The sequence below is a fragment of the Rhodomicrobium sp. R_RK_3 genome, from assembly GCF_002198715.1.
Classification (GTDB): Bacteria; Pseudomonadota; Alphaproteobacteria; order Rhizobiales; family Rhodomicrobiaceae; genus R-RK-3.
Genome location: NZ_MWLK01000018.1, coordinates 182,014 through 208,290, shown reverse-complemented (window position 1 = coordinate 208,290; position 26,277 = coordinate 182,014). Strand labels below are relative to the sequence as shown.

Annotated in this window: 22 protein-coding genes and 1 pseudogene; 13 read left to right on the top strand and 10 right to left on the bottom strand. The window is 66.2% G+C overall.

What is annotated here, in order from left to right; all coding sequences use genetic code 11:
• Positions 1 to 152 precede the first annotated feature (152 nt).
• Positions 153 to 1,412: an ATP-binding protein gene (locus BLEFHOIH_RS10590; RefSeq protein ID WP_088345140.1), complete on the bottom strand. Its 1,260-nt coding sequence runs from the start codon at positions 1,410 to 1,412 to the stop codon at positions 153 to 155.
• Positions 1,409 to 2,134, bottom strand: coding sequence for a response regulator transcription factor (locus BLEFHOIH_RS10585; RefSeq protein WP_245296962.1), 726 nt, complete (start codon positions 2,132 to 2,134; stop codon positions 1,409 to 1,411). Before BLEFHOIH_RS10585 ends, BLEFHOIH_RS10590 begins: the two co-directional genes overlap by 4 nt.
• Before the next feature lie 687 nt (positions 2,135 to 2,821).
• On the opposite strand from BLEFHOIH_RS10585, the gene BLEFHOIH_RS10580 reads away from it, so the two are divergent.
• Positions 2,822 to 5,101 (top strand): ABC transporter substrate-binding protein, encoded by a 2,280-nt coding sequence (locus tag BLEFHOIH_RS10580; RefSeq protein WP_170937103.1) that lies wholly within the window; start codon positions 2,822 to 2,824, stop codon positions 5,099 to 5,101.
• Between the two features lie 142 nt (positions 5,102 to 5,243).
• Here BLEFHOIH_RS10580 and BLEFHOIH_RS10575 read toward each other — a convergent pair whose 3' ends face one another.
• Entirely contained in the window at positions 5,244 to 5,897 is a 654-nt protein-coding gene (locus tag BLEFHOIH_RS10575) for a TetR family transcriptional regulator (RefSeq protein ID WP_088345136.1), read from the bottom strand.
• 84 nt (positions 5,898 to 5,981) lie between these two features.
• On the opposite strand from BLEFHOIH_RS10575, the gene BLEFHOIH_RS10570 reads away from it, so the two are divergent.
• Both BLEFHOIH_RS10570 and BLEFHOIH_RS10565 read left to right on the top strand, forming a co-directional pair.
• Positions 5,982 to 6,659: an O-methyltransferase gene (locus BLEFHOIH_RS10570; protein WP_088345134.1), complete on the top strand. Its 678-nt coding sequence runs from the start codon at positions 5,982 to 5,984 to the stop codon at positions 6,657 to 6,659.
• Positions 6,660 to 6,683: 24 nt separating this feature from the next.
• Positions 6,684 to 7,320 (top strand): annotated as a pseudogene (locus BLEFHOIH_RS10565) (SDR family NAD(P)-dependent oxidoreductase); the annotation flags it as partial.
• An 882-nt stretch (positions 7,321 to 8,202) separates the two neighbouring features.
• Here the strand turns inward: BLEFHOIH_RS10565 and BLEFHOIH_RS10555 are convergent.
• From BLEFHOIH_RS10555 to BLEFHOIH_RS10550, 3 genes are all read right to left on the bottom strand, one after another.
• Positions 8,203 to 11,493: a CHAT domain-containing tetratricopeptide repeat protein gene (locus tag BLEFHOIH_RS10555; protein WP_088345128.1), complete on the bottom strand. Its 3,291-nt coding sequence runs from the start codon at positions 11,491 to 11,493 to the stop codon at positions 8,203 to 8,205.
• 263 nt (positions 11,494 to 11,756) lie between these two features.
• Positions 11,757 to 11,933, bottom strand: coding sequence for a hypothetical protein (locus BLEFHOIH_RS26640; protein WP_170937102.1), 177 nt, complete (start codon positions 11,931 to 11,933; stop codon positions 11,757 to 11,759).
• Positions 11,934 to 12,035: 102 nt separating this feature from the next.
• Positions 12,036 to 12,902 carry a LysR substrate-binding domain-containing protein gene (locus BLEFHOIH_RS10550; protein WP_088345126.1) on the bottom strand — a complete coding sequence of 289 codons (867 nt, stop codon included), beginning with the start codon at positions 12,900 to 12,902 and terminating at the stop codon, positions 12,036 to 12,038.
• Positions 12,903 to 12,984: 82 nt separating this feature from the next.
• On the opposite strand from BLEFHOIH_RS10550, the gene BLEFHOIH_RS10545 reads away from it, so the two are divergent.
• The 8 genes from BLEFHOIH_RS10545 to BLEFHOIH_RS10510 all read left to right on the top strand — a co-directional run bounded on the left by BLEFHOIH_RS10545 (position 12,985) and on the right by BLEFHOIH_RS10510 (position 20,353).
• Positions 12,985 to 13,686, top strand: coding sequence for a haloacid dehalogenase type II (locus BLEFHOIH_RS10545; protein WP_088345124.1), 702 nt, complete (start codon positions 12,985 to 12,987; stop codon positions 13,684 to 13,686).
• Between the two features lie 22 nt (positions 13,687 to 13,708).
• Positions 13,709 to 14,503, top strand: a complete 795-nt coding sequence (locus tag BLEFHOIH_RS10540; RefSeq protein WP_088345122.1) for an aldolase — start codon at positions 13,709 to 13,711, stop codon at positions 14,501 to 14,503.
• Between the two features lie 115 nt (positions 14,504 to 14,618).
• Positions 14,619 to 15,701 (top strand): LacI family DNA-binding transcriptional regulator, encoded by a 1,083-nt coding sequence (locus BLEFHOIH_RS10535; protein WP_088345120.1) that lies wholly within the window; start codon positions 14,619 to 14,621, stop codon positions 15,699 to 15,701.
• Between the two features lie 20 nt (positions 15,702 to 15,721).
• On the top strand, positions 15,722 to 16,729 hold the full coding sequence (locus BLEFHOIH_RS10530; RefSeq protein WP_088345118.1) for an ABC transporter substrate-binding protein: 1,008 nt from the start codon (positions 15,722 to 15,724) through the stop codon (positions 16,727 to 16,729).
• Positions 16,730 to 16,799: 70 nt separating this feature from the next.
• Entirely contained in the window at positions 16,800 to 17,618 is an 819-nt protein-coding gene (locus tag BLEFHOIH_RS10525; RefSeq protein WP_088345116.1) for an ABC transporter permease, read from the top strand.
• Between the two features lie 4 nt (positions 17,619 to 17,622).
• On the top strand, positions 17,623 to 18,462 hold the full coding sequence (locus tag BLEFHOIH_RS10520; RefSeq protein ID WP_088345114.1) for an ABC transporter permease: 840 nt from the start codon (positions 17,623 to 17,625) through the stop codon (positions 18,460 to 18,462).
• Positions 18,459 to 19,493, top strand: a complete 1,035-nt coding sequence (locus BLEFHOIH_RS10515) for an ABC transporter ATP-binding protein (RefSeq protein ID WP_088345112.1) — start codon at positions 18,459 to 18,461, stop codon at positions 19,491 to 19,493. The genes BLEFHOIH_RS10520 and BLEFHOIH_RS10515 overlap by 4 nt, the downstream gene beginning before the upstream one ends.
• Positions 19,494 to 19,513: 20 nt before the next feature.
• The gene (locus BLEFHOIH_RS10510) at positions 19,514 to 20,353 is read left to right on the top strand and encodes a phosphodiesterase (protein WP_088345110.1); all 840 of its coding nucleotides are present in this window, start codon (positions 19,514 to 19,516) and stop codon (positions 20,351 to 20,353) included.
• Positions 20,354 to 20,466: 113 nt separating this feature from the next.
• On the opposite strand, the gene BLEFHOIH_RS10505 is transcribed toward BLEFHOIH_RS10510, so the two are convergent.
• Genes BLEFHOIH_RS10505 through BLEFHOIH_RS26635 form a run of 4 tightly spaced genes read right to left on the bottom strand, consistent with a single transcriptional unit; the run spans position 20,467 to position 23,322 of the window.
• Positions 20,467 to 21,240, bottom strand: a complete 774-nt coding sequence (locus BLEFHOIH_RS10505; protein WP_088345108.1) for a heme ABC transporter ATP-binding protein — start codon at positions 21,238 to 21,240, stop codon at positions 20,467 to 20,469.
• On the bottom strand, positions 21,240 to 22,325 hold the full coding sequence (locus BLEFHOIH_RS10500; RefSeq protein ID WP_245296961.1) for an iron ABC transporter permease: 1,086 nt from the start codon (positions 22,323 to 22,325) through the stop codon (positions 21,240 to 21,242). The genes BLEFHOIH_RS10505 and BLEFHOIH_RS10500 overlap by 1 nt, the downstream gene beginning before the upstream one ends.
• Complete coding sequence (locus tag BLEFHOIH_RS10495) at positions 22,322 to 23,185, bottom strand: ABC transporter substrate-binding protein (protein ID WP_210191683.1); 864 nt, start codon at positions 23,183 to 23,185, stop codon at positions 22,322 to 22,324. The genes BLEFHOIH_RS10500 and BLEFHOIH_RS10495 overlap by 4 nt, the downstream gene beginning before the upstream one ends.
• A complete protein-coding gene (locus BLEFHOIH_RS26635) occupies positions 23,182 to 23,322 on the bottom strand; it encodes a hypothetical protein (protein WP_170937100.1) in 141 nt (46 codons plus the stop codon). The genes BLEFHOIH_RS10495 and BLEFHOIH_RS26635 overlap by 4 nt, the downstream gene beginning before the upstream one ends.
• A gap of 202 nt (positions 23,323 to 23,524) precedes the next feature.
• Between BLEFHOIH_RS26635 and BLEFHOIH_RS10490 the strand changes: the two genes are divergently transcribed.
• Together BLEFHOIH_RS10490 and BLEFHOIH_RS10485 are read left to right on the top strand one after the other, a co-directional pair.
• Positions 23,525 to 25,702 carry a TonB-dependent hemoglobin/transferrin/lactoferrin family receptor gene (locus tag BLEFHOIH_RS10490; protein ID WP_088345106.1) on the top strand — a complete coding sequence of 726 codons (2,178 nt, stop codon included), beginning with the start codon at positions 23,525 to 23,527 and terminating at the stop codon, positions 25,700 to 25,702.
• 184 nt (positions 25,703 to 25,886) lie between these two features.
• Positions 25,887 to 26,261, top strand: coding sequence for a bleomycin resistance protein (locus BLEFHOIH_RS10485; protein WP_088345104.1), 375 nt, complete (start codon positions 25,887 to 25,889; stop codon positions 26,259 to 26,261).
• Positions 26,262 to 26,277: the final 16 nt, after the last annotated feature.

Here is a 26,277-nt window from a genome sequence, read left to right as displayed (position 1 = left end):
TCATAAATTCGAGCCATTTGACGGTCGGCGGGCATCGCAATCACATCCGTTGGACTTTAGCGCATCCGAGCATCTCCGACTCGTGGGTAATAGCCGCGCCTCCGCCGCACCCGCCACCGATCGACGCGGCGCCTCCGCCGCACCCGCCACCTTCACCCCCTCGCGGCCGGCAATTCGATCGTCTGCACCAGACCGCCCGTCGGCGCGTTGGTCAATGTGAGCAGGCCGCTATTGCGCTGGATGATCTCCTTGGCGATAGCGAGGCCCAGTCCGGCGCCCTGGCCCGCCGAGCGCGCGGGATCGACCCGGAAGAAGGGTTCGAAGGCGCGTTGCAGCATCGCCTCGGGAATGCCGGGGCCGCGGTCGACGATGCGGATGGCGACGGCGCCGTGCTTCGCCGCGAGGCTGACCGTTGCGCCCCTGCCATGGGTGGCCGCGTTGATGACGAGGTTGCGCAGCGCCCGTTTCAGGGCCAGCGGCTTGATGTCGACCTCGGCCGGCTCGACGGCGGTGAGCGCCACGTCGAGCTGCAATTCGCAGAGCTCGGCGACCACCTCCCGCAGCAGAATGTCGAGACGCACGGGATCGCGGCCCTCCTCGGCGATCTCCTCGCGAACGAGCCGGATGGCGCTGTCGGCGATGCGGTCGAGTTCGTCGAGATCGGCGAGGAATTTTTCGCGGTCGGGCTCATTGAGGAATTCGGCGCGCAGCCGCATCCGGGTCATCGGCGTGCGCAGATCGTGGCCGGCGGCCGCCACGAGGCGCATCCGGCTCTCCATCGCCGTCTTCAGCCGCGAGGAAAGCAGGTTGATCGCTCGCGCCGTGGCGCGCACTTCGGCCGCCCCCGTCTCCGCCAAGAGCGGCAATTCGCCATGCGGACCGATATCGGCCAGCGAGCGCTGAACCAGCGCCAGCGGCTGGGTCAGCCGATAGACGGCGGTGACGACGACGGCCGTCGTTCCGGCCGAGACCAGCAGGATCCAGCCGATCAGCGCCGCCGACATGTCGGGGACGGGCGGCGGCATGGCCAGCGGCGTGACCAGCACCCCCGCGCCGCCGGGCAGGGCGATGGATGCGACCGGCCAGGGACTGTCCGGCGGCCGGGTCACGACGGCATCGGCCGGAAGGTGGTGCCGGCTGAGTGCGGCGCGCAATTCCCCGGTCATGCGATGCAGAAGGCGTCCCTCGGCCGGCCTTGGCTGAAGGCCGATCTCGGCGACCGGGGCGCCCGATGGCAAGGTGCCCTGGCGGCCCAGAATCAATCCGATCTGGGCGGCATCGGCATCCGCCCCGTCGGCGAAGCGGGGGCGTTCCAGCTCTAGCATGAGGAAGGTCAGGCCGGTGGCGAGGGCGACGACGACGAGGATGGCCCCGACCAGCAGGCTGATAATCTTGGCGCGCAGCGTGCTCATGCCCTGCCCTCCGCCGTCTCCACCGGCACGATGAGCTGGTAGCCGCCATTGCGCTGCGTCTTGAACAGCGGCACGCCGCTCGCCTCGCCAAGCTTGCGCCTCAGCCGGCTGATCAGCACGTCCACCGATCGCCCGAACGGCGCCGCATCGCGCCCTTGCGTGATGTCGAGGAGCTGGTTGCGCGAGAGCATCCGGCCGGGCCGCTCCAGGAAGGCCAGCAGCAGCTCGAATTCGGCGGCGGTGAGCGGCACGGTCTGGCCGGCGGCGCCGGTCACCAGGCGGCTCGCGGGATCGGCGGTCAGCCCGGCGAAATGGAAACAGCGGAAGCCGGGCACGGCCGGCGCCTCCCGTTCCGCGACCCGCCGCAGCACGGCGCGGATGCGGGCGACCAGCTCACGCGGATTGAACGGCTTGCCCATATAGTCGTCGGCGCCCAGCTCCAGTCCGATGATGCGGTCGACATCCTCCTTGAGCGCGGTCAGCAGGATGACCGGCGGCGCGGCGTCCTTGCGCAACGCCCGGCACAGATCGAGGCCGGAGGCGTCGGGCAGCATGACATCGAGCACGACGAGGTCGATCTTGGACGTAGCGAGGCAGGCCTCCATCGCCCGGCCGTCGCCGGCGGTCGAGACGCGGAAGCTCTGCGACACCAGGTAGCGCTCGAGAAGCGTCCGGATTTCCCGATCGTCGTCAACCACGAGGATGTGCGCGCCCGAGTCCACCTTGAACTCCACGATAGGCCAGCCTGCCCCGCGCAAGGCATAAAACGGGGCTGGGCTGGCACGGCGAACGGATGCTGGCGGTGTTCTCGCGCCTGCTAGCGGATTTTGACAGCGAAATCGTGGCGCGATGGCCCCGGTCGCGTGCATTGGTCGCTGGGCGGGAGGAAGGGGGCGCCATGCCGCACATGGGACGGCATGGCACTGACCGCCGTTCAGAGGGAGCTGACCGGCGGCGCCGCGCGGCTCGGCAAGACACCGCGCGGATTGGCTGGTCTTCGCTTAGCCAGAACCGCCGGGCAGGGGTGTGCGAGGCGGCAAGGTCGAGATTGCGGGAGGAGGATTGCCAAAATGTGGTGCAACATTGCTGCCTGTTGCTGCCGGAGGCGTATTTGTGTCCGAATATTGCTGAGCGGGCCAAGGCAATGCCGGGTTACAATTTTGTCCCCGCTGCCGATGCTGGGCTCTGGGTAAGTCTCGCCCGGCAAAGGGGAATTTTGGATGCAGAATGGGAGCCGGCTTGTTGCGCCGCGTCCCGTTCCCGGAACGAAATCGAGCATGCGCCGCGGGCCAAATCGCGGCGCACTTTCGCGTCGTCCCTCTGCCTGCTATGACAAATTCAAGGGTAGCAGGGGGAATGCGGTGGGACAGGCAAATTCAGGGCGTGGCCGATCTGGCCGGCTTCTCGGGATGGTGGCGCTTGCCGCCGTCCTGCTCCAGTGGCTCGCGCTCGGTGCCCGGCCGGCACGCGCGGCGGATGAGCCGGTCAGCGGCCGTCCGCTGACCATTGCCATCTTCGTCAATTCGGTCACCTCGCAATGCTTCTATAACGGCAATCTGGAAGCCATCACCCGGCTGGCGAAAGCCGCGCGCGACCGCGTCAACGCCATGGGCGGCGTCGCCGGGCGCCCGCTCGCCCTGCAATTCTTCGATGAGCGCAGCGATGCCAAGCAAGCGCTCGCCAATGTCCGCGCCGCACTCGCCGATCCGCAGACCATCGCCATGATCGGCATGACCAGCTCCGACCGCGCCAAGGAGGTGCTCGACGCCGCTGGCGGGGAGATCAAGGCGAGCGGCGTGCCGTTCATCTCCAACATCATGGTCAACTCGATCTTCGCGGACTATCCGAACATCTTCACCATGCGCGGCTCGCAGGAGGACGACAGCATCCCGGTGGTGGCGCGTTTCATCAAGGACATGGGCTTCAGCCGTCCCGCCTTCGTCGGGCTGAAGGACCAGCTTTTCAGCTCGACCCAGGGCGACGGGCTGCAGGAGAAGCTGGAGGCGCCCGGCTTCGTCGCCGATCACCGGCTGACGCTGAAGGACAATGCGGTCGATCCGGCCGAGGTCGCCGAGGCGGTGGCCGAGATCAAGGAGAAGGACGCCGATTTCGTCTATCTCAGCATCGGCGGCGAGCGCACCGGTCCCTTCCTCGCCGAACTGGCCAAGGCGGGCTTCACGCCGCCCGCCTTCGTCTCGGCGCGCATCGAGACGCTGCTGGCATCCAAGGAGCACGCCTATCCCGGCGACCTCTACCAATTGACCTGGGAAGGCCCGCCAGAGGCGTTCAACGACCGGCTGCGCCGGCGCATCTCGGCGACCGACACCGAAAACTGGATGTTCGAGGGCAAGCGCAACAAGAACGCGGCGGGCTGGGCGACGGGCGAGTGCAAGCCGCGCCCGAAAGGCTCGGAGACGGACGTGCTGTCCGGGCCGAATGTGCGGGCCATCGTGCTCGGCGCGCAGTTCGGCGACATGGTGTCGATGATCGGCGAGGTGCTGAAGCCGCTCGAGCCGACAGCCAATGTCGCCGCCATCCGCGCCGAAATCCTGAAGGCGATGGGCACGTCCTATGCCGCCGGGCGCGGCAATTTCCAGGGCGCGCTGGAAAACTGGTCTTTCCGCACAGGGTCGCGGGCGGCGGCGCGCACGCCCTTCATCCTCATGGGTCCGAAAGGGCTCGGCACCACGCAGCTTGCGCCGATCCAATATCTCGGCCTGAAGAACGATCAGCTCCGGCAGATCAAAACGCTGTACATGGATATCGACCTGACGCGCGCCTTCCGCGTCGACGACAACGAGAAGAGCTTCGCCGCCGATTTCTACCTGTCCATGCATGAGGGCAAGGGCCAGGGCATCGACCAGATCGAATTCGCCAATGCCTTCATCGACCCCAACAACAATGAGCGCCAGCTCTCGATCCGGGCGCTGCATCAGGGCGGCAAGAGCGGCGTCTATCCGGACGGCATGCGGATCTATGCGATCACCGGCAAGTTCATGTTCGAGCCGGATTTCGTGAACTATCCCTTCGACACCCAACGCTTCTCGATCGACATCCGGCCCAAGGTCGGCGATGCGCCATTCATCATCCAGTCGCCGCCGCTGCGCCTGCGCGACGACGTCGCCGACACCGACGGCTGGACGCAGAACGAGCAATATGTCGGCTATTACGAGGACTTCCTGCCCCTCATCGACGCCATGACGCACGATAAGAGCGTGGTGCCGTTCTACAAGGGCAGCTTCGTGTGGATCATGAAGCGCGAGGCGACCGATTATTTCCTGCGCGTCGTCATCCCGCTGCTGTTTATCATGGGCATCGCCTATCTGGCGATCTTCATCCCGAACTCGCATTTCGAGGCGGTGGTGACGATCCAGGTCACGGCGCTCCTCTCGGCGGTCGCGCTCTATCTGACCATCCCGAAAGTCGGCGCCGATGTGGCGACGGTGTCGGATCGGATCTTCCTGTTCAACTACATGATCGTCAGCCTGATGATCTTCATCTCGATCCTGCGGGTGAACCGGCCGCTCGAGCGCGTGCCCCGCTTCCGCGCCGGCCTCTGGCTATTCCATGTGATCGGGATTCCTCTCCTGGCGGGCGCCATGGCGTTCTACGTCATGCATTCCAGCTTCACCAGCGTCTCCGGCGCCAGCGCCACGCTGATGACCATGTGGGCGCGGCTGTGGCCGTGAGCTGCGCTGGCCAAGGCGCCCCCCGAGGTGCTTCGGCTCCGGGTGATGGTCTCTCCGAAGGCATTGATTCCGCGGAGGAGCAGCGGCGCCGCAGTCACAAGGGTGTACCGGCCTTCGCGATCCTAGCGGCTGGGGCCCGCCGCTATCGGCCGCCATCGCTGGCAACTTCCTCGCCGAGCCGCTGAAGGTAGGCGCAAAACATATCGGCCATGGCGCCGGCGAATGAGGCGATCTCCTCGTCGCTTCGCGCAACTTCGGAAAAGCTGCTGCCCACCCGGGTCAGGGTCGCCTCGATCAGCTCGGCGGCCAGCCGCTGCGTGGCCTCATCGGCATCCGGCAGTGCTTCCCCGACGAAACTCAGGATTAATGTCGAGCCGGCTTCGCGCGCCTCACCGGCTTCCGGCGCGTCGCGGTAGAGCGGCGCCGCGTCGCCGAGCGCGATGCGGACCTGCGCCTCCTCGCATTCCGTCTGGAGGAACGCGTGCACGAGCCGGCGCAGCCGCGCCGGCGGCGGCAGGCTCCGATCTTCGAGGATGCCGCGCAGCAGCTCCGCCGTGCGCTGCCATTCATCGGCCTGGAGGCGGAACAGGATCGACGCCTTATTGGGGAAATATTGGTAGATCGATCCGACGCTGACGCCGGCCCGCTCGGCGACACGCGCCGTAGTGAAACGGGCCGCGCCTTCGGCCCGCAAAACCTGAACAGCAGCCTCGAGCACGGCCGCAACGAGATCGTTCGCGCGGGCCTGCCTGGGCCGTTTTCTCAAGGAAATGCTAGGGTTTGCGCGGCCGGTCATCGGGTCTTCCAGGATGCGATTAGCGAAGCTGACGAACTCATCGTATTTCTCTGGCTAACGCAAGACAATCAGCAAGGACCCCCGATGACCACGATCACGACCAGCCCCGTCGCGCCGCTGCTCGACCGCCTGTTCGCGCGGGACGAAGCCGAACACCCGGGAGCGACGCCGTCAGCCGCGGCCTATTGGAGCAGCCTCAGCCGCGCGGATCGCGACGGCCTGATGCGCAGCCGCACCGACTATGCCGCCTTTTATGCGCTGATGAAGGACGTGCCGCTCGCCGTGTCGCGCGAAACCGGGCGGCTCCTCTACATGCTGGCGCGCGCTGCCCATGCCCGGTCGATCATTGAGTTCGGCACTTCATTCGGCCTCTCGACGCTCTACCTTGCTTCGGCACTGCGCGACAATGGCGGCGGCCGGCTCATCACCAGCGAGTTCGAGCCGAGCAAGGTGGCACGCGCGAAGGCCAATATCGCCGCGGGCGGCCTCTCCGACCTGGTCGAGTTTCGCGAGGGCGACGCACTGGAGACGCTGACACGCGATCTCCCAGACGAAGTCGATCTCCTGCTGCTCGATGGCGCCAAAGCGCTCTACCCGGACATCCTCGATCTCGTGGAGGACCGGCTGCGCCCTGGCGCACTCATCGTCGCGGACAATGCCGACTTCTTCCCGCCCTATGTCGAGCGGATGCGCGCAGCCGGCAGCGGCTACCTGTCGCTCGGTTTTGGCGCGGATGTCGAACTGTCGGCCCGGCTCGGCTGACCCGATTGCGGAGGCGACGCCGAAATGCGGATGACCGGCAACACCATCCTGATCACCGGCGGCACCAGCGGTATCGGCCGCGGCCTCGCCGAAGCATTTTTCGCGCGCGGCAACCGGGTGATCGTCACAGGGCGAGCGCCATCGCTGTTGGCCGAGCTGGCAGGAGCCTCGCCCGGGATCATCGGAATGCTGCTCGACCTGGATGATCCGGCGTCGCTGTCGGCCGCGAGGGAGGAGGCGCTTCGCCGCTTCCCAGAGCTCGACGTCGTCATCGCCAACGCCGGCATCTCGGGCAAGGAGGACCTCACCGCCGAGGTCTGGGACTTGTCCCTTGCCGAAGCGATGATCCGGACCAACGTTATAGGCGTGCTGCGCACGGCCGAGGCCTTCCTGCCGCATCTGCGCCGACAGCGCGAAGCAACGCTGCTGGTGACGGGCTCCAAGCTCGCCTTCCTGCCGTCATCCGCTTTTCCGACCTATTGCGGCACCAAGGCCTTTCTGCACTCGTGGATTCAATCGTTGCGCCATCAGCTGCGAGCGACGTCGGTCGAGGTGCTGGAGCTTCTGCCACCCCTTGTGGCAACCAAGATCACAGGTCCGCAGCAACTGACCGATCCCCGCGCCATGCCGCTGAACGACTTCATCGAGGAGGTAATGACACNAACCAAGATCACAGGTCCGCAGCAACTGACCGATCCCCGCGCCATGCCGCTGAACGACTTCATCGAGGAGGTAATGACGCTGCTCGAGGCGGGTGATCACGATCGAGGAGAAATTCTCGTGCAGCGGGCGCGCAGCGACCGCATGGCGGAACGGGATGGACGCTACGCCACTGCCTTCGCGGCGGTGAACCCGGTGTAGAGCGAGCGAGGCGCGCGGGGGGAACGGGATATGGAAGGCGGCTTCCAAGTCAGCGCGTGCGCTGAATGCCTTTGAACAGGAAATGCACATTCGGGAAATCACGGATGCGCATTGCCATTACCGCCTCAGGGTGAATTGACCGCGATCATCTCACGCCGCCACGATCCTGCGGCGGATTATCGCTTAGTTCTCCGCCCGCCGTGGATCGCAAAAAGTTCGCAGTCTTTCGGGCGAGTGCGTCAAGCTCTGAACGGATAACCAAGACAAGGGGCTCACGGTCATCCAGCGGATCTATGTCAACCCGCTGCATGAGGTCAGGTCGTAGCATCACCGTTAACTCTGTCCAACGGCCGGGGCGAGCTTCGTCATCATTGCCATCGGAGTCAAAGTGACACCCTGGCGCCCATAGGTGCTCGGCGACGTCCCTAAAGTCTGGCCTGGGCCCTGGTGAGATCAGATAAACATAGTGCATCGTTGATACCAAACGCGATTGCTCACTGTGGTCCCGATGTCTCCTCTCAGGGCGGCGGCGGCGTTCGTGGCGTGGGACACTGTACCCCCATTGCACCCCCCAGGACGCCGGCGCACGGCACGTCCTGCCCCACCTTCAAGGGCCTGGCTCGCTGACTAAGGACCACCGTCTGGCCGCCGACCTTTGAGACGTTCGCCGCGATGGCGCGATCTAACGCGCTCCTTCGCCGACGACAATGAACGGCGCCCAGGACGAAGGGTGCGCCTCGCGAGCGTTGCCCCCGTCGATCAGGGCTAGCATTGCCTTCCGCATGGCTTCAGCACGTCCCATCTTCTTGTCGCGGGCGATCTCGCGCATCGCTGAGGTGATGAGCTTGACCGTCGCGTCGGAGTCCACGGCCCAATGCGAAACCAATAGGGCACGCGCGTGGGCGTAGATGAAGGCACGGGCAAGGCCGGACAGGGCCTCGGCGTTGGGGGCCTGGCCTGCCGCCGTGTTGCAGGCCGACAGGATCACCCAGTCGGCATCGAGCCTGAGGCCCGCGATCTCGGAGGCGGAGAGATAGCCGTCATCGTCCTCGCTCGCCGTCGCCGGCGGCGTCAGGATCAGTCCGGGTTCGCTAGAGCGGCTCAACTCGCCGGCCATCGCGCCGTGCGTGGCGAAATGCACGACGCGGTATTTGGCCAGCTCTCCGCGCTCGCTCATGGCTTTCACATCGTGCTCGGTAGCAAAAGCGCCAAGGCGGATGTCGCCGGGGTTTGCACCGATGTCGCGGGCGACGCCGCACAATTCATCGGCGGTTTCCGGAACGGGAATTTGCCGCCGAATGTGCGAGACATCGGCAAGGCCGTTCCGCGTTTTGACCTGCCCCACCCTTTCGCGGGCGCCGAGCAATTCCGTCACTTGCCACCAGGGGTTTTTCGGGCAGCGCTGCTTGTCGCGCGCGAGCGCGGCGGAATTCACGTAGCGGCTGTCTGGACCGTCGAGCAGCGGATTGCCGAAGCCGATGAGGGGGGCCGGCGCGGCGCTTGGATTGGCCGCCGCGCGCAGCGCCTTGAGCGAGGAGACGGCGGGCAGAATGGAGACGGCGTGATCGCGGGCAAGCCAGGCGGTCTTCGCCCCGGCTTTGGGCGGCGCGGTCACCAGTACGGCGAAGGGCAATTGCGTCAGCGCACCTGATGGTACGATCAGCAGATGCTTGCCTTTAATGAGGTCCTCGGCCTGGCCGAACAGCGCCGTGTAGAGTCGGCTGGCGCGGGCCGGGTCGAAAGGCAGCAGTGCGCCCGGCTTGCCTTGGCCGGTCAGCTCGAGGCAACGCGATTCTCCCTCCCAAGCTGCCCGATCCAGCCCGCAGCGCAGTGCGGCAACCTCGCGGCCGAGGGCAGCCTTGCCGAGCTCGGCGCGTACCCAGCGCATCGCCGACTTGGTCACCACCCAGATGAAGGTCTCTTCCGGCGTTGGCATAAATCGGTCGTCGGTGTCGAGAAACAGCACCAGCGCCTCATCACCGCGGAGCTGCGTTTGCACCTCATCGACGGTGAGCGGCCCCGGGTTTGCCCGTGCGAAATAGTCCGGAAACTCGGTCTTCAACCTGCCGTCAATCGCGGCAAGTCGCGTGTCGATCGTGGCCATTCGCTCGCGGTTTTCGGCTTCGGCCTTAGCATCGCGCTTCGCCCCGTCCAGACCCAGGGCTGCGGCCAGGAGCTTCTCGCGCTTCTGCCACTCATCCGTAAGATCCTGCCGCTCCCGGATGAGCAATGTCAGCGCCGCATTCCCCTTGGCCCCGCGCACCGCCATCTGGGCCAGCGACTGGCCCGCTTCGGAGCTGAGAGCCCACTGGGCGGTCTGGAACATTTCGCGTGCGGGCTCTGTTTTCGGCGGGCTGCCTTCGGGCGCCAGGCGATTGACCGTTTTGACAAGCCCCAAAAACTGCCACTCCAGTCGCTGCGCTTCGCTTGCTTTTTTGCCTGTCATCCCGGGATCGAGCGCGCCGCGCCGGACGCGGCCGGCGATGGCCGCTGTACTGCGCCGCCAGAGTTGAGCAGCGCCGGGCCAATCGCGCCGAGCGAAATAGAGGGCGGCGAGATTGTTGACGCTCCCGAGCGTGTCCGGATGCTGCGGCCCCAGCGCCGCATCATAGCCCCCCAGTGCTCGTTGCAAGAGCGGCTCGGCCTCGCTATAGCGGCCCTGCGTCTGGTAGAGAAAGCCGAGATTGTTGACGCTGCCGAGCGTGTCCGGATGATGCGGGCCCAACGTCGCCTCGCGGGCAGCCAGCGCCCGTTGCAAGAGCGGCTCCGCCTCGCCATAGCGGCCCTGCGCCTGATAGAGAGAACCGAGATTGTTGACGCTCCGGAGCGTGTTCGGATGCCGCGGCCCCAGCGCCGCCTCACTGCCGGCCAGTGCTCGTTGAAAGAGCGGCTCGGCCTCGCCGTAGCGGCCCTGCGCGTCATAGAGCAAACCGAGATTGTTGACGCTGCCGAGTGTATCCGGATGCTGCGACCCCAGCGCCGCCTCGCGGCCAGCCAACGCCCGTCGAAACAGCGGTTCGGCCTCGCCATAGCGACCCTGCGTTTGGTAGAGAAAGCCGAGATTGTTGACGCTGCCAAGCGTGTCCGGATGCTGCGGGCCCAGCACCGCCTCAAAGGCTGCCAGCGCCCGCCGATAGAGGGGCTCGGCCTCGCCATAACGGCCCTGCATGTCATAGAGAAAGCCAAGATTGTTGACGCTTAGGATCGTGTCCGGATGCTGCGGACCCAGCACCGCCTCATAGCCCGCTAGCGCCCGTTTCAAGAGTGGCTCAGCCTCGCCATAGCGGCCCTGCGCGTTGTAGAGCAAACCGAGATTGTTGACGCTGCGGAGCGTGTGCGGATGCCGCGGCCCCAGCGCTGCCTCAAAGCCCGCCAGCGCTCGTTTATAGAGTGGCTCGGCCTCGCCATAGCGGCCCTGCATGTCATAGAGCAGGCCCAGATTGCTGATGCTGCCGAGCGTATCCAGATGCTGCGGCCCCAGCGCCGCCTCATAGCCCGCCGCCGCCCGCTTCAAAAGTGGCTCGGCCTCGCTATAGCGGCCTTGCGTGTTATAGAGAAAGCCAAGATTGTTGAGGCTTCGGAGTGTGTACGGATGCCGAGGCCCCAGCGCCGCTTCATAGCCCTCCAACGCCCGTTTATAGAGTGGCTCGGCCTCGCCATAGCGGCCCTGCGCCTGATAAAGAATGCCGAGATCGTTGATGCTTGAGAGCGTGTCCGGATGCTGCGGCCCCAGCGCCGCCTCGGCGAGGGAGAGGGCTCGCTTAGCGACTGCAAACGCCTCGGCATATTTTCCCTGATTGTAAAGCTGAACAACTTGGAGGTTGAGGGCCTGCACGTCCTTGGCGTTTTGAGCCCAAGCTGGACGTGAACCAAGTTGAGTCATGGTCGATGCGATGAGGAGGGAAACAATGAACTGGCCGACCCACGCGCGCAAAATAGCCCCCCTTGCAACGGCAAGAATGAATTCCGGCATTCTGCCCCACGGATATGGCAACGGCAATAAGGACGGGGCATTCGTGGATGTTGACGCAGGAATGTGTTGCTACTGGTTTTGGAGGCGGGGCCGAAAGTCTTGGACTGGCCCGCAACTCCCGATTGGGACCCACGAAAGACCTCACCGCCTCGATCCCGCGCTGGTTCTTGAAGCCGGAACGGTCCCCGGGCCGCAGGTGGCCGCTCGCTGCCGCCGATGCTCGACACGGGACTCGCATTCGGCGCAGATCAAGGAAATCGCCTTCACGCAGGATGGTCGGCATTGATCTCGGCCTCGCGTAACAGGACCATCCAGGTCTGGCATCTAGCGGAGATCAGCGCCAGCACCCGCAAGGCGATGGGCCGGGCGAGCGATGCGCCGCCGGGAAATACATCGGCCTTGCCAAGCGTGGCGCCTCGTGGATCGAAGAGAAGTCCCACTGGGTCCGGCCGCCCGCGATGCCGTAAGCGAGGCTCAGGATGAGGAGCGCAATGGACGTACAGCGCTTCAAAAAACTCGGCAATATGCCCCTGAAGCCCGCGTCAAGCGGTTTGGATCTGGCCGACTTGCTCGACAAGAAAGTCCGCCACCGTCTGAGCCGCTCGATGCAATCGGCGCGTGCCCGACACCAGGGCGAGCTCCGAGCAAGGCTGTTCGGGAAATCCCTCGGCCTGCAAGATATGGTGATCGCTCAACAGGGCGTTGACCGGAAGCACGCTGACGCCGAGACCGCTGGCGACCGCGGCCTGCACACCCATCAGCCCCTGGCTGGCATAGGCGATGCGCCATTGCTTGCCGGCCGCTTCGAGCGCCCGTATGGCGCGCTCCCGATAGATGCAGCCCGGGGGAAAGACAGCGAGCGGGATCGGCTCTTCTACGAGGGCATCCTGCCCGGCACAGACCCACACCAGCCGTTCCTCCCAGCTTGCGATACAAGGCCCATCTCCTGCTTCGCGCTTGATTAGGGCGAGATCGATATCGCCATTATCGAGGACGCGCCGAAGCCCGGTGCTCCAGCCACTGATCGTATCCAGCCGGATGCCGGGCGAGCTGCGCGCAAACCCCGAGAGCAGATCGATCAGGCGCCGCCCGGCAAAATCTTCGGGGACACCGAGGCGAACGGTCTTCGGCGCGGGTGGCTGGCGCAGCGCCTCCGCCGCTTCGGCGGATATGGTCAATAGCCGCCGCGCGTAGCTCAGCAGGATATCGCCCTCCTCGGTCGGCCGCACGCCGCCGGTCGCGCGATCGCGGATGAGGAGTCTTTGACCGACGGCGGACTCAAGCTTCTTGATCTGCAGGCTGACGGTCGATTGGGTCAGATGCACGCGCTCGGCCGCGCGCGTAAAACCGCCGGCATCGACGACGGCCGCAAAGGTCCGCAGCAGATCGAAATCCATCTTCATTGACAAAACCAATATCGATGATTGTGATATATAATTTCCAAATAAAGGGCTGGCTTGTCAATATCCTCGTAATTTTAAGAGGTTTCGGATGACAATGACGGGTCCTCGCCCCGAATGGCTTACCTTCGACTGCTACGGAACCCTCATTCAATGGGATGAAGGGCTGTTAGCGGCGGTGGATCGCATTCTCGCCCGCAGCGGCTTGGCGATCGACCCTCACCGCTTTATCGAGATCTATGATCGGCACGAGCACCGGCTGGAGCAGCAGCGCCCGGAGCTTTGCTTCAAGGATGTCGCGGCGAAAGCGCTGAGGCTTGCCATGGCCGAGCTGTCGCTTGTCTCCGGGGACAGAGACGCAGACATCCTGACCTCGGCCATCGGCAAGATGCCGCCCTTTCCCGAGGTCGTGGACAGTCTTGGAAGATTAAAGGCCGCAGGGTTCAAGCTGGCGATCATTTCGAACACCGACGATGCGATCATCGCGGGTAACGTCGCCCAGCTCGGCGGTCATGTCGACAAGGTCGTGACGGCGCAACACGCCCGAGCCTACAAGCCATCGGCCGAAATCTTCCGATACGCGTGGACGACTCTCGGCATTGAGAAGCATCAATTGGTGCACATCTGCGCGAGCCCGCATCTCGATCTTGTTGCCGCGCGCGCCCTCGGTTTCCGGGCGATCTGGATCGACCGCGGCACCGGGCGAAAGCCTCTCGGCGATTATGAGTTGGAGGCGGTGGCCTCAAGACTCGATCAGGTTCCGCAAATCCTTGCCGACGCCGGATGGATGTAACCAATATCGAAAGGAGGAATTTGTGGCTCACGAGCTGACCCGGAAGGAAACGGAAGCGCCCGCCGGCCTTCGAGGCATCCACCTCGATACGGATGAGATCTGGCAGGCGCGCGTCGATTTGGCCGCGTGCTTTCGAGCGGCTGCCCGCCAGGGGCTGGAGGAGGGAATTTGCAACCATTTCTCCGCGCTGGTCCCGGGGCATCCCGATTTGTTTCTCGTCAACCGGTTCGGGTGGGCCTTTCAGGAGATAACCGCATCGAGCCTTTTGATCTGCGATTTCGACGGTCATATCGTCGCCGGCGATGGTTACCCTGAAGCGACGGCCTTCTTTATCCATGCGCGGCTGCACCGGATGTCCCCGCATATCGGGGCGGCATTCCATACCCATATGCCGAATGCCACGGCCCTTAGCATGATCGAGGGGGAGCCGCTCGCCTGGGCGGGGCAGACGGCGCTCAAATTCTATGGCCGGACGGCCGTGGACGAGCGTTATAACGGCCTTGCCCTCGACGAACGCGAGGGCGACAGGATCGCGAGCGTCCTCGAAGGCAACGACATCCTGTTCATGAAGAACCACGGCGTCATGGTGTGCGCTCCGAACATCGCCGAAGCCTGGGACGATCTCTACTATCTCGAGCGCGCCGCCGAAGTGCAGCTCAAGGCCATGAGCAGCGGCAGGCCGCTGATCCCGGTCCCTGTGGCAGTCGCCCGCGACACCGCACGGCAGATGCGGGAGGGCGATCCGGAGAGTGCGCGGCTGCATTTGGAGAGCGTCAAGCGCGTGCTGGATCGCCTGGAGCCCGACTACAGATCCTAGTCCATGCCGCCGAGGCAACCGGGCGCGCGCGGCGGCCATCGGTGAGTGTCACAGGCCTGTAATCGTGACCGGCTATCAGCTCTGGAAACGTTTCCACTGACGGCCAGAGCGGACCATGCCGGAGCAAGCGACGGAGCGGCGCAAGACGATACGGGTGGTGGCCGAGCGCGCGGGCTGCTCGGTCGCCACGGTATCGCGGGTCATCAACGGCTCCGGCCCGTCGAGCGCCGACACACGGGCGCGGGTCGAGGCGGCCATCGCCGATCTCGGCTTCAGGCCGAATATTCTGGGGCAGTCGCTGCGCACCCAGCGCGTGCGCGCGATCGGCGTCATCGTTCCCAGCTTCACCAATCCGGTCTTCGCCGCCTCGCTCGCCGGCATCGAGGCGGTGGCGCGGGGCGCGGGACGCCAGCTCCTGCTGTCGGCAACCGACTATGATCCGGCGCATGAGGACGACAGCGTCGAAACGCTGCTGCACCAGCGCGTCGAGGCGCTGATCCTGACCGTCGCCGACGCGGCCTCCAGCACCGCGCTCAAGCGGCTGGACGGGGCGGGCGTGCCCTACATTCTGCTGCACAATCGGCCCCGGCAGCCGGGCCGGCGCGCCGTCACCGTCGACAATCACGGCGCTGCCGCCGGCCTCACCCGGCGGCTCATCGCGCTGGGCCATCGGCGCGTCGCCTATATTGGCGGCCCCTTCCGCACCACCGACCGCTCGGCGCTCCGCTTCGAGGGCTGCAAGGCGGCGATGGCGGAGGCCGGCCTCGCCGCCCCTGCCCTGCTGGAGCTGGACTATCTCGCCGGCATCGACGATCACGCCGCCGTCCTGGAACGCGCCCTGCCGAGGCTCGGCAACCCCACCGCGCTCCTCTGCTCGAACGACCTGCTCGCCCTTTCGGTGATCGCGGCGCTTCGCCTTATCGGACGCGCCGTGCCCGGCGATCTCTCCGTCACCGGCTTCGACGGGATCGCCTTCGGCCGCATGGTCAGCCCGTCGCTGGCCACCGTCGCCACCCCGACCCGCGCGATGGGCGAGCGGGCCATGCGCCGCCTCATGACCATTCTGTCCGGCGCGGAGGACACCGCCCCCGCCGTCGAGCTGCTGCCCTACGAGTTTCGCCCGGGCGGCACGCTCGCCGCCGTGCCGGGCGGGAGGGCTGGAAAAAGCGAGCGCCGCTCGCCCGCCCGGCCAAGCTGATCTTCAAGAAGGAGCGTTTCATGCTGACCATCCTGCGCGGCGCCGTCATCGGCCTCGCATTTCTGTTCTCGGCGCCCGCGCCGGCCGCAGCTGCCGATGCCATCTGCTACAATTGCCCGCCGCAATGGGCCGACTGGGCGTCGATGCTCAAGGCCATCAAGGCCGATCTCGGCATCGACATGCCGCACGACAACAAGAATTCCGGCCAGGCCATCGCCCAGCTCATTGCGGAAAAGGCCAATCCGGTCGCCGATATCGCCTATCTCGGCGTGACCTTCGGCATCAAGGCCAAGGCGGAAGGGCTGACCGAGCCGTTCAAGCCGCAAGGCTTCGACCAGATCCCGGAGGGGCTGAAGGACCCGGAAGGCCACTGGTTCACCATCCATTCCGGGACCATGGGCCTGTTCGTGAATGTCGAAGCGCTCGGCGGCAAGCCGGTGCCGCAATGCTGGGCCGACCTGCTGAAGCCGGACTATAAGGGCCTCGTCGGCTATCTCGACCCGTCCTCGGCATTTGTCGGCTATGTCGGCGCGGTGGCGGTGAACGAGGCCTTGGGCGGCAGGCTCGGCGATTTCGACAAGGCGATCGGCTATTTCAAGGAGTTGCAGAAGAACGCGCCGATCGTTCCCAAGCAGACCTCCTACGCCCGCGTCGTCTCGGGCGAGATCCCGATCCTGTTCGATTACGATTTCAACGCCTACCGCGCCCAGAACACCGAGAAGGGCAAGTTCGCCTTCGTGCTGCCCTGCGAGGGCAGCGTGGTCGTGCCCTATGTCGTAGGCCTGGTGAAGGGCGCGCCCAACAGCGCCAACGCCAAGAAGGTGCTGGATTATCTCCTGTCCGACAAAGGCCAGGCCCTCTGGGCGAACGCCTATCTGAAGCCGGCGCGCCCGGTGAAGCTCGACGAGGCGGTCGCGAAAAAATTCCTCCCCGATGCCGACTATGCGCGCGCGAAACCCGTCGACTACGCCGAGATGGAGAAGGTGCAGAAGGGCTTTTCCGACCGCTATCTCGCCGAGGTGCGCTGAGGTTTTCGCCTGATCGGATCACCGACCGCCCGGAGGCGTGCCTGCCGGGCGGTCCCTTGCCGAGTGCCCCATGACCCAGCAATCGCGCTTCGCCGTCATCCTCGTGCTGCCGCTGGCGATCTTCGTCGCGGCGTTCTTCCTGCTGCCGATGGCGCAACTGGCCATGCGCAGCCTCTTCAGTGGCGACGGGACGCTCACCTATGCCGCCATTCTCGCCACGCCGCGCTATCTCGCGACGCTCGGCGCGACGCTGGGCGTGGCCGCACTGACCACGATCCTCACCCTCGTGCTGGCGACCGTCGTCGCGCTGTTCCTCGCCCGCACCCGCTTTCCGGGGCGCGGCTTCGTCATCGCGCTGCTGACCTTCCCGCTCGCCTTCCCCGGCGTGGTGGTCGGCTTCCTGGTGATCCTCCTGGCGGGACGGCAGGGCCTCGTCGGCACAGTCTCGCAGGCGGTGACGGGCGAAAAAATCGTCTTCGCCTATTCGGCGGCGGGGCTGCTCGTCGGCTATCTCTACTTCTCGATCCCCCGCGTGCTGCTGACGGTGATGGCGGCGGCGGAAAAGCTCGATCCGGCGCTCGAGGAAGCCGCCCGCTCGCTCGGCGCGGGACCGTGGCGGGTGCTGGCCCATATCGTGCTGCCGGCGCTCGGCCCCGCGCTGACCGCTTCCGGCGCGCTGTGCTTTGCGACCGCCATGGGCGCTTTCGGCACCGCTTTCACGCTCGCCACCAACATCGATGTGCTTCCCATGCTGATCTATACCGAATTCACCCTCAACGCGAATGTCGCCGTCGCCTCGGCGCTGTCGATCCTGCTCGGCGCGATCACCTGGCTGGCGCTGACCATCGCGCGCTCGGCATCGGGCTCGGGCGTGGCGGCGGCGGGGTAGCAAGATGCAGCGCACATCGCCCCTCATCCGCGCGCTCGGCGCCGGCGTGACCTTTTTGGTCAGCGCCTTCATGATCGTCCCGGTGATCCTGTCGCTGGCGGCCGGCGTCACCGCCAATTATTTTCAGGGCATCTGGCGCAGCGGCGCGACCATCGACTGGGTCGCCGAGGTCTGGACCCTCTATGCCGGCACCGTGTTCCTGTCGCTGCAAATCGCGCTGGCGACCGTGGCCGCGACACTGCTGATCGGCGTGCCCGCCGCCTATGTGCTCAACCGGCATCCCTCGCGCGGCGCGCGCGCCGTGGAGGAAATCATTACCCTGCCGCTGGCCATTCCCGGCCTCGCCATCGCGCTGGCGCTGCTGGTGACCTATGGCGGCTTCGGCGATTTTCGCAAGAGCTGGGCGTTCATTCTCGTCGGCCATGTGCTCTATACGCTGCCCTTCATGGTGCGCTCGGTGATGGCGGTGCTCGCCGGCATCGACGCGCGCACGCTGGAAGAGGGCGCGGCAAGCCTCGGCGCAACGCCCTGGCAGCGCTTCGCCCATGTCATCCTGCCGAACGCCCGGCCCGGCATCCTTGCCGGCGCGCTGATGGTGATGACGCTCTCCATCGGCGAGTTCAACCTCACCTGGATGCTGCACACCCCGCTCACCAAGACGCTGCCCGTCGGGCTCGCCGACAGCTACGCCTCGATGCGGCTGGAGATCGCCAGCGCCTATACGCTGATCTTCTTCATCATGATCGTGCCGCTGCTGATCGGGTTGCAGCTCTTCGCCGCGAGCCTCGATCAGACGGGCGCGCGCAACCGGACCGGACAGCCTGCCGAGGAGATACGGCCATGACCGGCATCGCCATCACCGTCGAGGCTTGCGGCAAGACCTTCGCCGACGGCACGCGGGCGCTCTCGCCCATCTCGTTCGAGATCGGCGCGGGGGAGAGCATCGCCATCCTTGGCCCCTCGGGCTGCGGCAAGACCACGGCGCTGCGCATCATCGCTGGGCTGGAAGGCCCCGATCCGGGCGGGCGCGTCCTGTTCGACGGCGCCGACGTCACGCCGCTGCCGATCGAGCGGCGCAATGTCGGCATGGTGTTCCAGTCCTATGCGCTGTTTCCGAACATGTCGGTGATCGAGAATGTCGCCTATGGGCTGAGGGTGCGGGGCGTGCCCCGGCAGCCGCGGCTCGGGCAGGCGCAGGAGGTTCTCGCCATGATGCGGCTCGCCGAATTCGGCGGACGCCGCATCGACCAGCTCTCCGGCGGCCAGCGCCAGCGGGTCGCGCTGGCGCGGGCGCTGGCCGTCAAGCCGCGCGTGCTGCTGCTGGATGAACCGCTAACGGCGCTCGATGCCGCCTTGCGCGAGGATCTGCGCGCCGAGATCGACGGCCTGCTCCGCACGCTGCGCATTTCCTCGGTCTACGTCACCCACGACCAGGCCGAAGCCATGGTGCTCGGCGACCGCATCATCGTCATGGAACGGGGCGCGATCGCCCAGATCGGCACGCCTCGCGACATCTATTTCCGCCCCGCCAGCCGGTTCGTGGCCTCCTTCGTCGGCACGATGAACCGGCTAGAGGGCGCCATCCGCGGCGGCGTGTTCGAGACCCGCGCCGGACGGCTGCCGGTCGACCGGGCCGATGCGGCGGAGGCCGTCGCCTTCTTCCGCCCGGAGGCTGCCCGCCTGACGCCGGCGGACGGCGCCCCCTTGCGCTTCCGCGTCGCGCGCTGCCATTTTCTCGGCGCGGCGCAGCGTGTCTATCTCGACGCCGGCGAGGGCGCTCCGGCGCTCATCGCGGATACCGACAACCGCCGGACATGGCAGCCCGGCCAGGAGACCGGCCTTGCCGTCTCCGCCTCCGACCTCCTCTTCCTCTGACCTCGCGAGCCGCAACCGGCATGTACATCGCCCAGCTCACCGACACCCACATCCGCCCCAAGGGCCATGTCGCCTATGGCCTCGTCGATACCGCGGCCTTCCTTGCCCGCGCCGTCGACTTCATCGCCCGGAGCGCCTTGCCGATTGACGCCGTCATCGTCACCGGCGATCTGACCGATTTCGGCACCGCCGAGGAATATGCGCATTTCCTGGAGCTGATCGCGCCGCTGGCCGTGCCGGTGCTGCCGCTGCCCGGCAATCACGACGAGCGTGCCGCCATGGCGCTTGCCCTGGCACATATGGCGCCGTTCGGGCAGACGCAGGGCGATGACCTGTCCTACGCCGCCGATCTCGGGCCGTTGCGCCTCATCATGCTCGACGCCACCGTGCCCGGCGCGCCGCATGGGGCGGTGCTTCCCGTCCATCTGGCGTGGCTGGAGGGCGTGCTCGCGAGCGCCCCCGACCGCCCGGCGCTGCTCGCCCTGCATCACCCGCCCTTCCTGACCGGCATCCGCCATATGGACGTGCAGAATTGCCAAGGCGCGTCCGAGTTGGAGGCGCTCCTCATGCGCTGGCCGAACGTGCTGGCGGTGGTCTGCGGCCATGTGCATCGCTCGGTCCATACCAGCCTTGCCGGGCGCGGCGCCTCCATCGCGCCGAGCCCCGCCCACGCCGTCACCCTCGACCTCGCGCCGCACGCCCCGCCCAGCTTCCACCTGGAGCCGCCGGGCTTCCACCTGCATTGCTGGCAGGCAACCGAAGGCGGCCCCCACGGCCGGTTGGTGACGCATCTGGTGCCGATCGGTGCGTTCCCCGGCCCGCATCCGTTCTTCGACGCAAGCGGAAGGCCGGTCGAATAGGCGGGGTGCCACAATGGGAGAGGGAAGTGAAGCCGGCGGATGCGCAGGGTGTCCAAGGCTCCAAGCGTGCCGCGCCTTCCGGCGGACCCTTCCGGCCGCGCGAGCAGCCCGCTCTAAATCCCGGCCCCTTCCGTCCAGGCTGCGGCGAGCCGCCGGGCGCGGCTGTCGGAAATGCCGTAAATATCCGCGATGGCGGCCGGGGTGAGGAGCGCGGCGGCCGGGCCGCTGGCGATCAGCCGACCCTCCTTCATCAACACGATCTCGTCGGCGAATTCCCGGGCGAGCGCGATGTCGTGCAGGATGCAGAGCGCGCCGCCGCCAGCATCGGCGAAATGGCGGGCGGCTTCCAGGGCGGTGATCTGGTGCTTCAGGTCCAGATGGGCGGTCGGCTCGTCCATCATCAGGTAGGTCGGCGGCGTGTCGCCGGCGTGCCAGAGCTGGGCCAGCGCGCGGGCGATCTGCGCACGCTGGCGCTCGCCGCCGGACAGCGTCGAATAATCCCGGGCCGCGAGCGCGGTCAGCTCCATGGTGCGAATGGCGCGTTCCTCGGCGTGATCGCTGCGGACAGCGGAGCCGAAGGGCGCGCGGGCGAGCGCCACCACCTCATGCACGCAAAGGGCAAAATTCATCGGCGCGTGCTGCAAGACCACGGCGCGGCGCGTCGCCAGTTCGCGGGCGGAGAAGGCGGCGAGCGGGCGCCCGTCGAGCAGCACCTCGCCCTCGGCGGGACGCAGGTCCCCCGCCAGCACGTTGAGCGCGGTCGATTTGCCCGCGCCATTGGCCCCGAGAATGATGGTCAGCTTGCCCGGCGCCAGCGTCAGGCTGACATCCTGGATCAGCCGCGCACGGCCGGCAATGACTGTGACGCGCTTCAGCTCCATCGCCATCAGAACAGCTCCCGCCGGTAGCGCATCAGCATCCAGAGGAAGAACGGGCCGCCGAGCGCGCTGGTCAAAAGCCCAATCGGCAATTCGGCGGGGGCGACGGCGGTGCGCGCGATCAGGTCGGCGCATAGGATCAGCAGCGCGCCGAGCAGCGCCGAGCCGGGCAGCACGATGCGGTGGTCGGCGCCCGCGAACAGGCGGATGATATGCGGCGCGGCAAGGCCGATGAAGCCGATCAGCCCGGTCAGCGCCACCGCCGAGCCGACACCGAGCGCCACCAGGAGGATGATGACGCGCTTCATCCTCTCGACATTGACGCCGAGATGAACGGCCTCGCGCTCGCCGAGCAGATAGACGTTCAGCGAAGGGGCGACGCGCAGCATCAGCAGCACCGAGATCACCATCAGCACGGCGGCGGGCGGCAGGCTGGTCCAGGTAACGCGGCCGAGGCTGCCGAGACGCCAGAATACCAGCTCACGCAACTGGTCGTCGAAAGCGATGAAATTCAGATAGCCGAGCGCGCCATCGCAAATGGCGTTGATGGCGATGCCGGCAAGGATCAGCGCGGAGCCCGAGGCGAGGCCCGAAATCCGGCTCATGCCATAGACGGCGATGATGGCGATCATGCTGCCGGCAAAGGCGCCGAGCGGCAGGGCGAAAAGGCCGGCGACAGCGAGGAAGCCGGGCGCCAGAGTCTTGCCCGCCACGATAACGAGCCCGGCGCCGAGCACGCCGCCGCCCGACACGCCGATGATGGTCGGATCGGCGAGCGGATTGCGGAACAGCCCTTGCAGCGCCGCGCCGCAGACGCCGAGCGTCGCCCCGACGCATAGCGCCAGGAGCAGCCGGGGCAGCCGGATCGCCTGCACGATTTCGCTCGCCTGGGTGGCGGGCTCGCTGGACGGCCAGAGCGCCATCAGCGCGTCGTAAACGCTGATCTTTGCCGGTCCGATCACCAGTTCGGCGATGGCGGCGGCGACCATGCCCACCAGCAGCACGGCGAGCAGCACACGGCGGGAGCGATCCTGAGCCGCGCGCAGCTCGGCGAGCGTCGGCGGCTCGGTGCGGACGCCCGCCGCGCTGGTCACTGCGCCGCCTCGCTGCGGATGGCCTTGGCGAAATCGGTGATCGCCTGCGGCAGGCGCGGACCGAAGGCCAGCAGGTAGCCGCCCTCGCGGGCGACGATGCGCCTCGTCTTGGCGGCCGGGGTGAGCTTCAGCGCCGGGTTGGTCGCCACGCCAGTCGCGCCGCCCATATTGTCGAGCGTATGCGCCATCATGGCGATGGCATCGGGCGCGGCGGCGGCGGCGGCTTCGAGCGAGACAGCCTTGTAGCCGGTATGTTCGGCGAAGACATTCTCGCCGCCCGCCAGCGCGATCATGGCGTCGGCGCCGGTCTGGCGGCCCGCGGCCATCGGTGCGCCGCCCGCCGCCGCGATGATGAACAGCACCTTCGGATGGCCCTCCATCTTGGCGACCGCCGCTTCCGCCTCCTGGGTGTCGCGGCGCAGCTTCTCGCTCAGTTCCGCGCCGCGCGCTTCGACTTGCAGCGCCTTGGCGATGTCGGCGACCTTCTTCAACAGGCTATCGAGGGTGAAAGCCTCCGAAAGCTGCACGATCGGTACGCCGGCAGAGCGGATCTGCGCCAGCACTTCCGGCGGCCCGGCGGTGGCGGAGGCGAGGATCAGATCGGGGCGCAGCGACAGCACGCCCTCGGCGCCGAGCTGGCGGACATAGCCGACATCGGGCAAGGCGGTGACTTCCGGCGGGTAGAGCGAGGTGCTGTCGCGGCCGACCAGGCGCTTGGTCTCGCCCAGCGCATCGACGATTTCGGTGATCTCGCTGCCCAGCGCGACGACGCGCTTGGGGCCGTCCTCGGCGCGGGCGGGGGCGGTTGCGAGGAGGGCAAGCGAGGCGATCAGCAGGCAAAAGCGGAGCATTTGGTTCATGTGAGCACCCTTCCGGCCGGGCGCAAGCCTTCGGCCGCCTCGATCCATTCTGCCTGCATGATGTCTCCTTGGCTGGCATGGCGCGCGGCGTCTTCAATATCGCGATGGCGGCGGCTGATCCCGTTCGTTTCCTTCACGACCGGAGCTGCAGAGAATGCACGTGCCGGGCGGCAGCGCCTTCCATAAATTGAACATAGTGCATGTAGTTTGAAGAAATTGCTGTGCATTTCGCACAGTTTTATTGTTGAAACGCATGCATTGGGGCTTTTGGGAACGGCGTCGCGCGAGACCGGTCGAGAAGACCGGCGCCAAGCGCCACGCCGCATATTGGGGGACTTTATGCGCACCAATCTGTTGCGTTGGGGGGCTTATGCCTGCCTGATCGCCTGCGCGCTGCCGATCGGGGCATCGCGCGCGCAGGACAATGGCGAAGAGCAAGCGGCGGCGGCAAGCGGCGGCATCGCCCTCGATCCGATCACCGTATTCGCGACGCTGAGCCCGATCTCGGCCTTCGATTATCCGGGCCAGGTGAGCGTCGTGGAGCGCGAGGAGATCGAAACGAAGCAGGCCAATAGCCTGACCGATGTCATCAAGGATCTCCCCGGTGTGTTCGTCGATGGCGGCGCGCGCCGGTCGGGGCAGGCGCCGACGATCCGGGGCGCGCGCGACGAGGACATTCTCATCCTCATCGACGGCGTGAAGCAGAGCTTCATTTCCGGCCATGACGGGCGCATCTTCATCGAGCCTGACCTCTTGAAGACCGTCGAAGTCGTCAAGGGGCCGATGTCGGCGCTTTACGGCTCGGGCGCGCTCGGCGGCGTCATTGCGCTGACCACGGTCGACGCGGCCGATTTCCTCGCGCCCGGCGAGACCGCCGGCGTAAGGATCAAGGCCGGCTACCAAAGCGTCAACGACGAGTTCACGATCACCAGCACCGGCTTTGCACGCTCGCATGACGGCAAGTTCGACATCGTGTCGAGCTTCACCTATCGCGACGGCGGCGACATCGAACTGGGCAACGATACGACGCTCCCCGAGCAGGAACAGATCCAATCCTCGCTGCTGAAGGGCTCGGCCGAGCTGGCGCCGGATCTGAAGCTCACCGGCACCTGGGTGCATTACCAGAACGATGCGCTGAACCCGAACAATCCGCAGCCGGACACGCCGCCGACCGCGCCGGGTGTCGCCAACCCCAACGCGCTTGTGAACCGCTTCACGCAGAGCGACACCGTCTCCGGCAAATTGTCCTACGCACCGACGGGCAATCCGTTCATCGACGCCAATCTCCTCGTCTATTGGGCGCAGCACACCAATAAGGAAGACGATACGACCGGTCCCCGTCTCACCACTCGCGAGATCGAGACGACGGGCGTCAATCTGGACAACCGCTCGCGCTTCGACCTCGCCGACTGGGCCAAGCTCACCCTGACCTATGGGGCGGAATATTATGTCGACCGGCAGACCGGTACGGACAATTCGCCCATTCTCTCTAATGGCGGTCCGCAGCCGAAGAATGTTCCCAATGCCGACGCCACCTATTATGGCGTCTTCACGCAGGCGGAGTTCAAGATCGATCAGCCGATGAGCCTGCCCGGTGAGCTGAGCATCATCCCAGGCGTCCGCTTCGACGGCTTCGAAAACGCCTACAAGGATACGCAGGGCTACGAGGATTTCGAAGATAACGCGATCTCAAAGAAGCTCGGCGTGGCCTATAAGCCGGTGCCCTGGCTTCTGTTGTTCGGCAATTACGGCGAAGCCTTCCGCGCCCCCTCGTATACCGAGCTTTACGCACAGGGCACGCATTTCCGGTTTTCGACCAGCCCGTTCGGGCCGCTGGCAAATATCTTCAAGGAGAATCCATTCCTGAAGCCGCAGGAAGGCGTGACCACGGAAGGCGGTGTCGGGTTCGACTTCAAGGATGTGGTTCAAAGCGATGATCGCCTGACCATCAAGGGATCCTACTGGAGCACCGACGCCAAAAACTTCATCGACCTCGACGTCGATACGTCCGGATGCTTCCCGGGCCCGGGCCAGAACCAAGACCGTTGCTCCAGCCAGTTCAACAACAAGGACGCCGAGCTGGACGGGTTCGAGATCGGAGCGAAATACGATACCGCGCGCTGGTACGCGGGCGCATCCTTCTCCCATATCGACGGCACGGACAAGACCAACGGCAACTATCTCGGCGTTCTGCAGCCCGACAAGTTCGTCGTCGATGGCGGCGTCAAGGTGCCGGAGTGGTATTCGCGCTTCGGCATGCGGGTGACCTTTGCCGACGAGTTCACCAAGTTCAACCCGCCAACCAGCGCCCTCGACGCCCCGGAGGGCCCGCGCGCGGCCTATAATCTGGTCGATCTCTACGCGGTGATCGAACCCGAAGACGGCCCCTTCAAGGGATTCCGGCTCGACCTCGGCATCGATAACATCACCGACGAGGCATATGAACTGATCGCAGCCGACGTCTACGAAGAGGGCATCAACTTCAAGGCCGCCCTTGCCTGGACGCATAAATGGTGAGCCCTGGCGCTACCGCCTAAACGCGGAATCGGGGCGGTCCGGCCCCCAAAACCGGATTGCCCCCGATTGCGGAGCGGGACCGTCTCGACGCGGTCCCGCTTTGCGTTTCCCCCAGGGGCCGTTGACGCGCGGCGCGCGGGCTTCATAGTGGACCGAGCAACAACCGGCAGCGGCGAGGTGCATCATGAAGGCGCGTGGTCAGGCGCTCTACCCATTCGTCCCGTCCGGGCCGGATTTCGATGCCGCGCTGGCCTTCTTCGCCGATCTGGGTTTCGAGACGGCTTGGAGGCATGAGGGCCTGGCCGGGCTGAGGTTCGGCGAGGCGTTTTTCATGCTGCAGGCGATCGATGTGCCGGAATGGCAGTCGAACCAAATGCTGACGCTCGAGGTTAGCGACCTCGATCTCTATTGGCGCGAGATCGACGCGCTGGATCTGCCCGCCAAGCACCGGGGCGTCCGCACCAAGCCGCCGACGGATTTTCCATGGGGACGGGAAGTGCACATCATCGACCCGGCCGGGGTCTGCTGGCACGTCAGGCAGGGCGCTTCGGACGGGTAGGCTATGGGGCCTTGCG

What these genes read in the sequence shown, in the direction of transcription:
- BLEFHOIH_RS10530 (WP_088345118.1), top strand. Translation starts at nt 15,722, where the DNA reads ATGCTGACCATCCTGCGCGGCGCCGTCATCGGCCTCGCATTTCTGTTC.
- BLEFHOIH_RS10535 (WP_088345120.1), top strand. Translation starts at nt 14,619, where the DNA reads ATGCCGGAGCAAGCGACGGAGCGGCGCAAGACGATACGGGTGGTGGCC.
- BLEFHOIH_RS10580 (WP_170937103.1), top strand. Translation starts at nt 2,822, where the DNA reads ATGGTGGCGCTTGCCGCCGTCCTGCTCCAGTGGCTCGCGCTCGGTGCC.
- BLEFHOIH_RS10505 (WP_088345108.1), bottom strand. Translation starts at nt 21,240, where the DNA reads ATGGCGATGGAGCTGAAGCGCGTCACAGTCATTGCCGGCCGTGCGCGG.
- BLEFHOIH_RS10495 (WP_210191683.1), bottom strand. Translation starts at nt 23,185, where the DNA reads ATGAACCAAATGCTCCGCTTTTGCCTGCTGATCGCCTCGCTTGCCCTC.
- BLEFHOIH_RS10555 (WP_088345128.1), bottom strand. Translation starts at nt 11,493, where the DNA reads ATGCCGGAATTCATTCTTGCCGTTGCAAGGGGGGCTATTTTGCGCGCG.
- BLEFHOIH_RS10510 (WP_088345110.1), top strand. Translation starts at nt 19,514, where the DNA reads ATGTACATCGCCCAGCTCACCGACACCCACATCCGCCCCAAGGGCCAT.
- BLEFHOIH_RS10520 (WP_088345114.1), top strand. Translation starts at nt 17,623, where the DNA reads ATGCAGCGCACATCGCCCCTCATCCGCGCGCTCGGCGCCGGCGTGACC.
- BLEFHOIH_RS10490 (WP_088345106.1), top strand. Translation starts at nt 23,525, where the DNA reads ATGCGCACCAATCTGTTGCGTTGGGGGGCTTATGCCTGCCTGATCGCC.
- BLEFHOIH_RS10525 (WP_088345116.1), top strand. Translation starts at nt 16,800, where the DNA reads ATGACCCAGCAATCGCGCTTCGCCGTCATCCTCGTGCTGCCGCTGGCG.
- BLEFHOIH_RS10570 (WP_088345134.1), top strand. Translation starts at nt 5,982, where the DNA reads ATGACCACGATCACGACCAGCCCCGTCGCGCCGCTGCTCGACCGCCTG.
- BLEFHOIH_RS10590 (WP_088345140.1), bottom strand. Translation starts at nt 1,412, where the DNA reads ATGAGCACGCTGCGCGCCAAGATTATCAGCCTGCTGGTCGGGGCCATC.
- BLEFHOIH_RS10545 (WP_088345124.1), top strand. Translation starts at nt 12,985, where the DNA reads ATGACAATGACGGGTCCTCGCCCCGAATGGCTTACCTTCGACTGCTAC.
- BLEFHOIH_RS10575 (WP_088345136.1), bottom strand. Translation starts at nt 5,897, where the DNA reads ATGACCGGCCGCGCAAACCCTAGCATTTCCTTGAGAAAACGGCCCAGG.
- BLEFHOIH_RS10515 (WP_088345112.1), top strand. Translation starts at nt 18,459, where the DNA reads ATGACCGGCATCGCCATCACCGTCGAGGCTTGCGGCAAGACCTTCGCC.
- BLEFHOIH_RS10485 (WP_088345104.1), top strand. Translation starts at nt 25,887, where the DNA reads ATGAAGGCGCGTGGTCAGGCGCTCTACCCATTCGTCCCGTCCGGGCCG.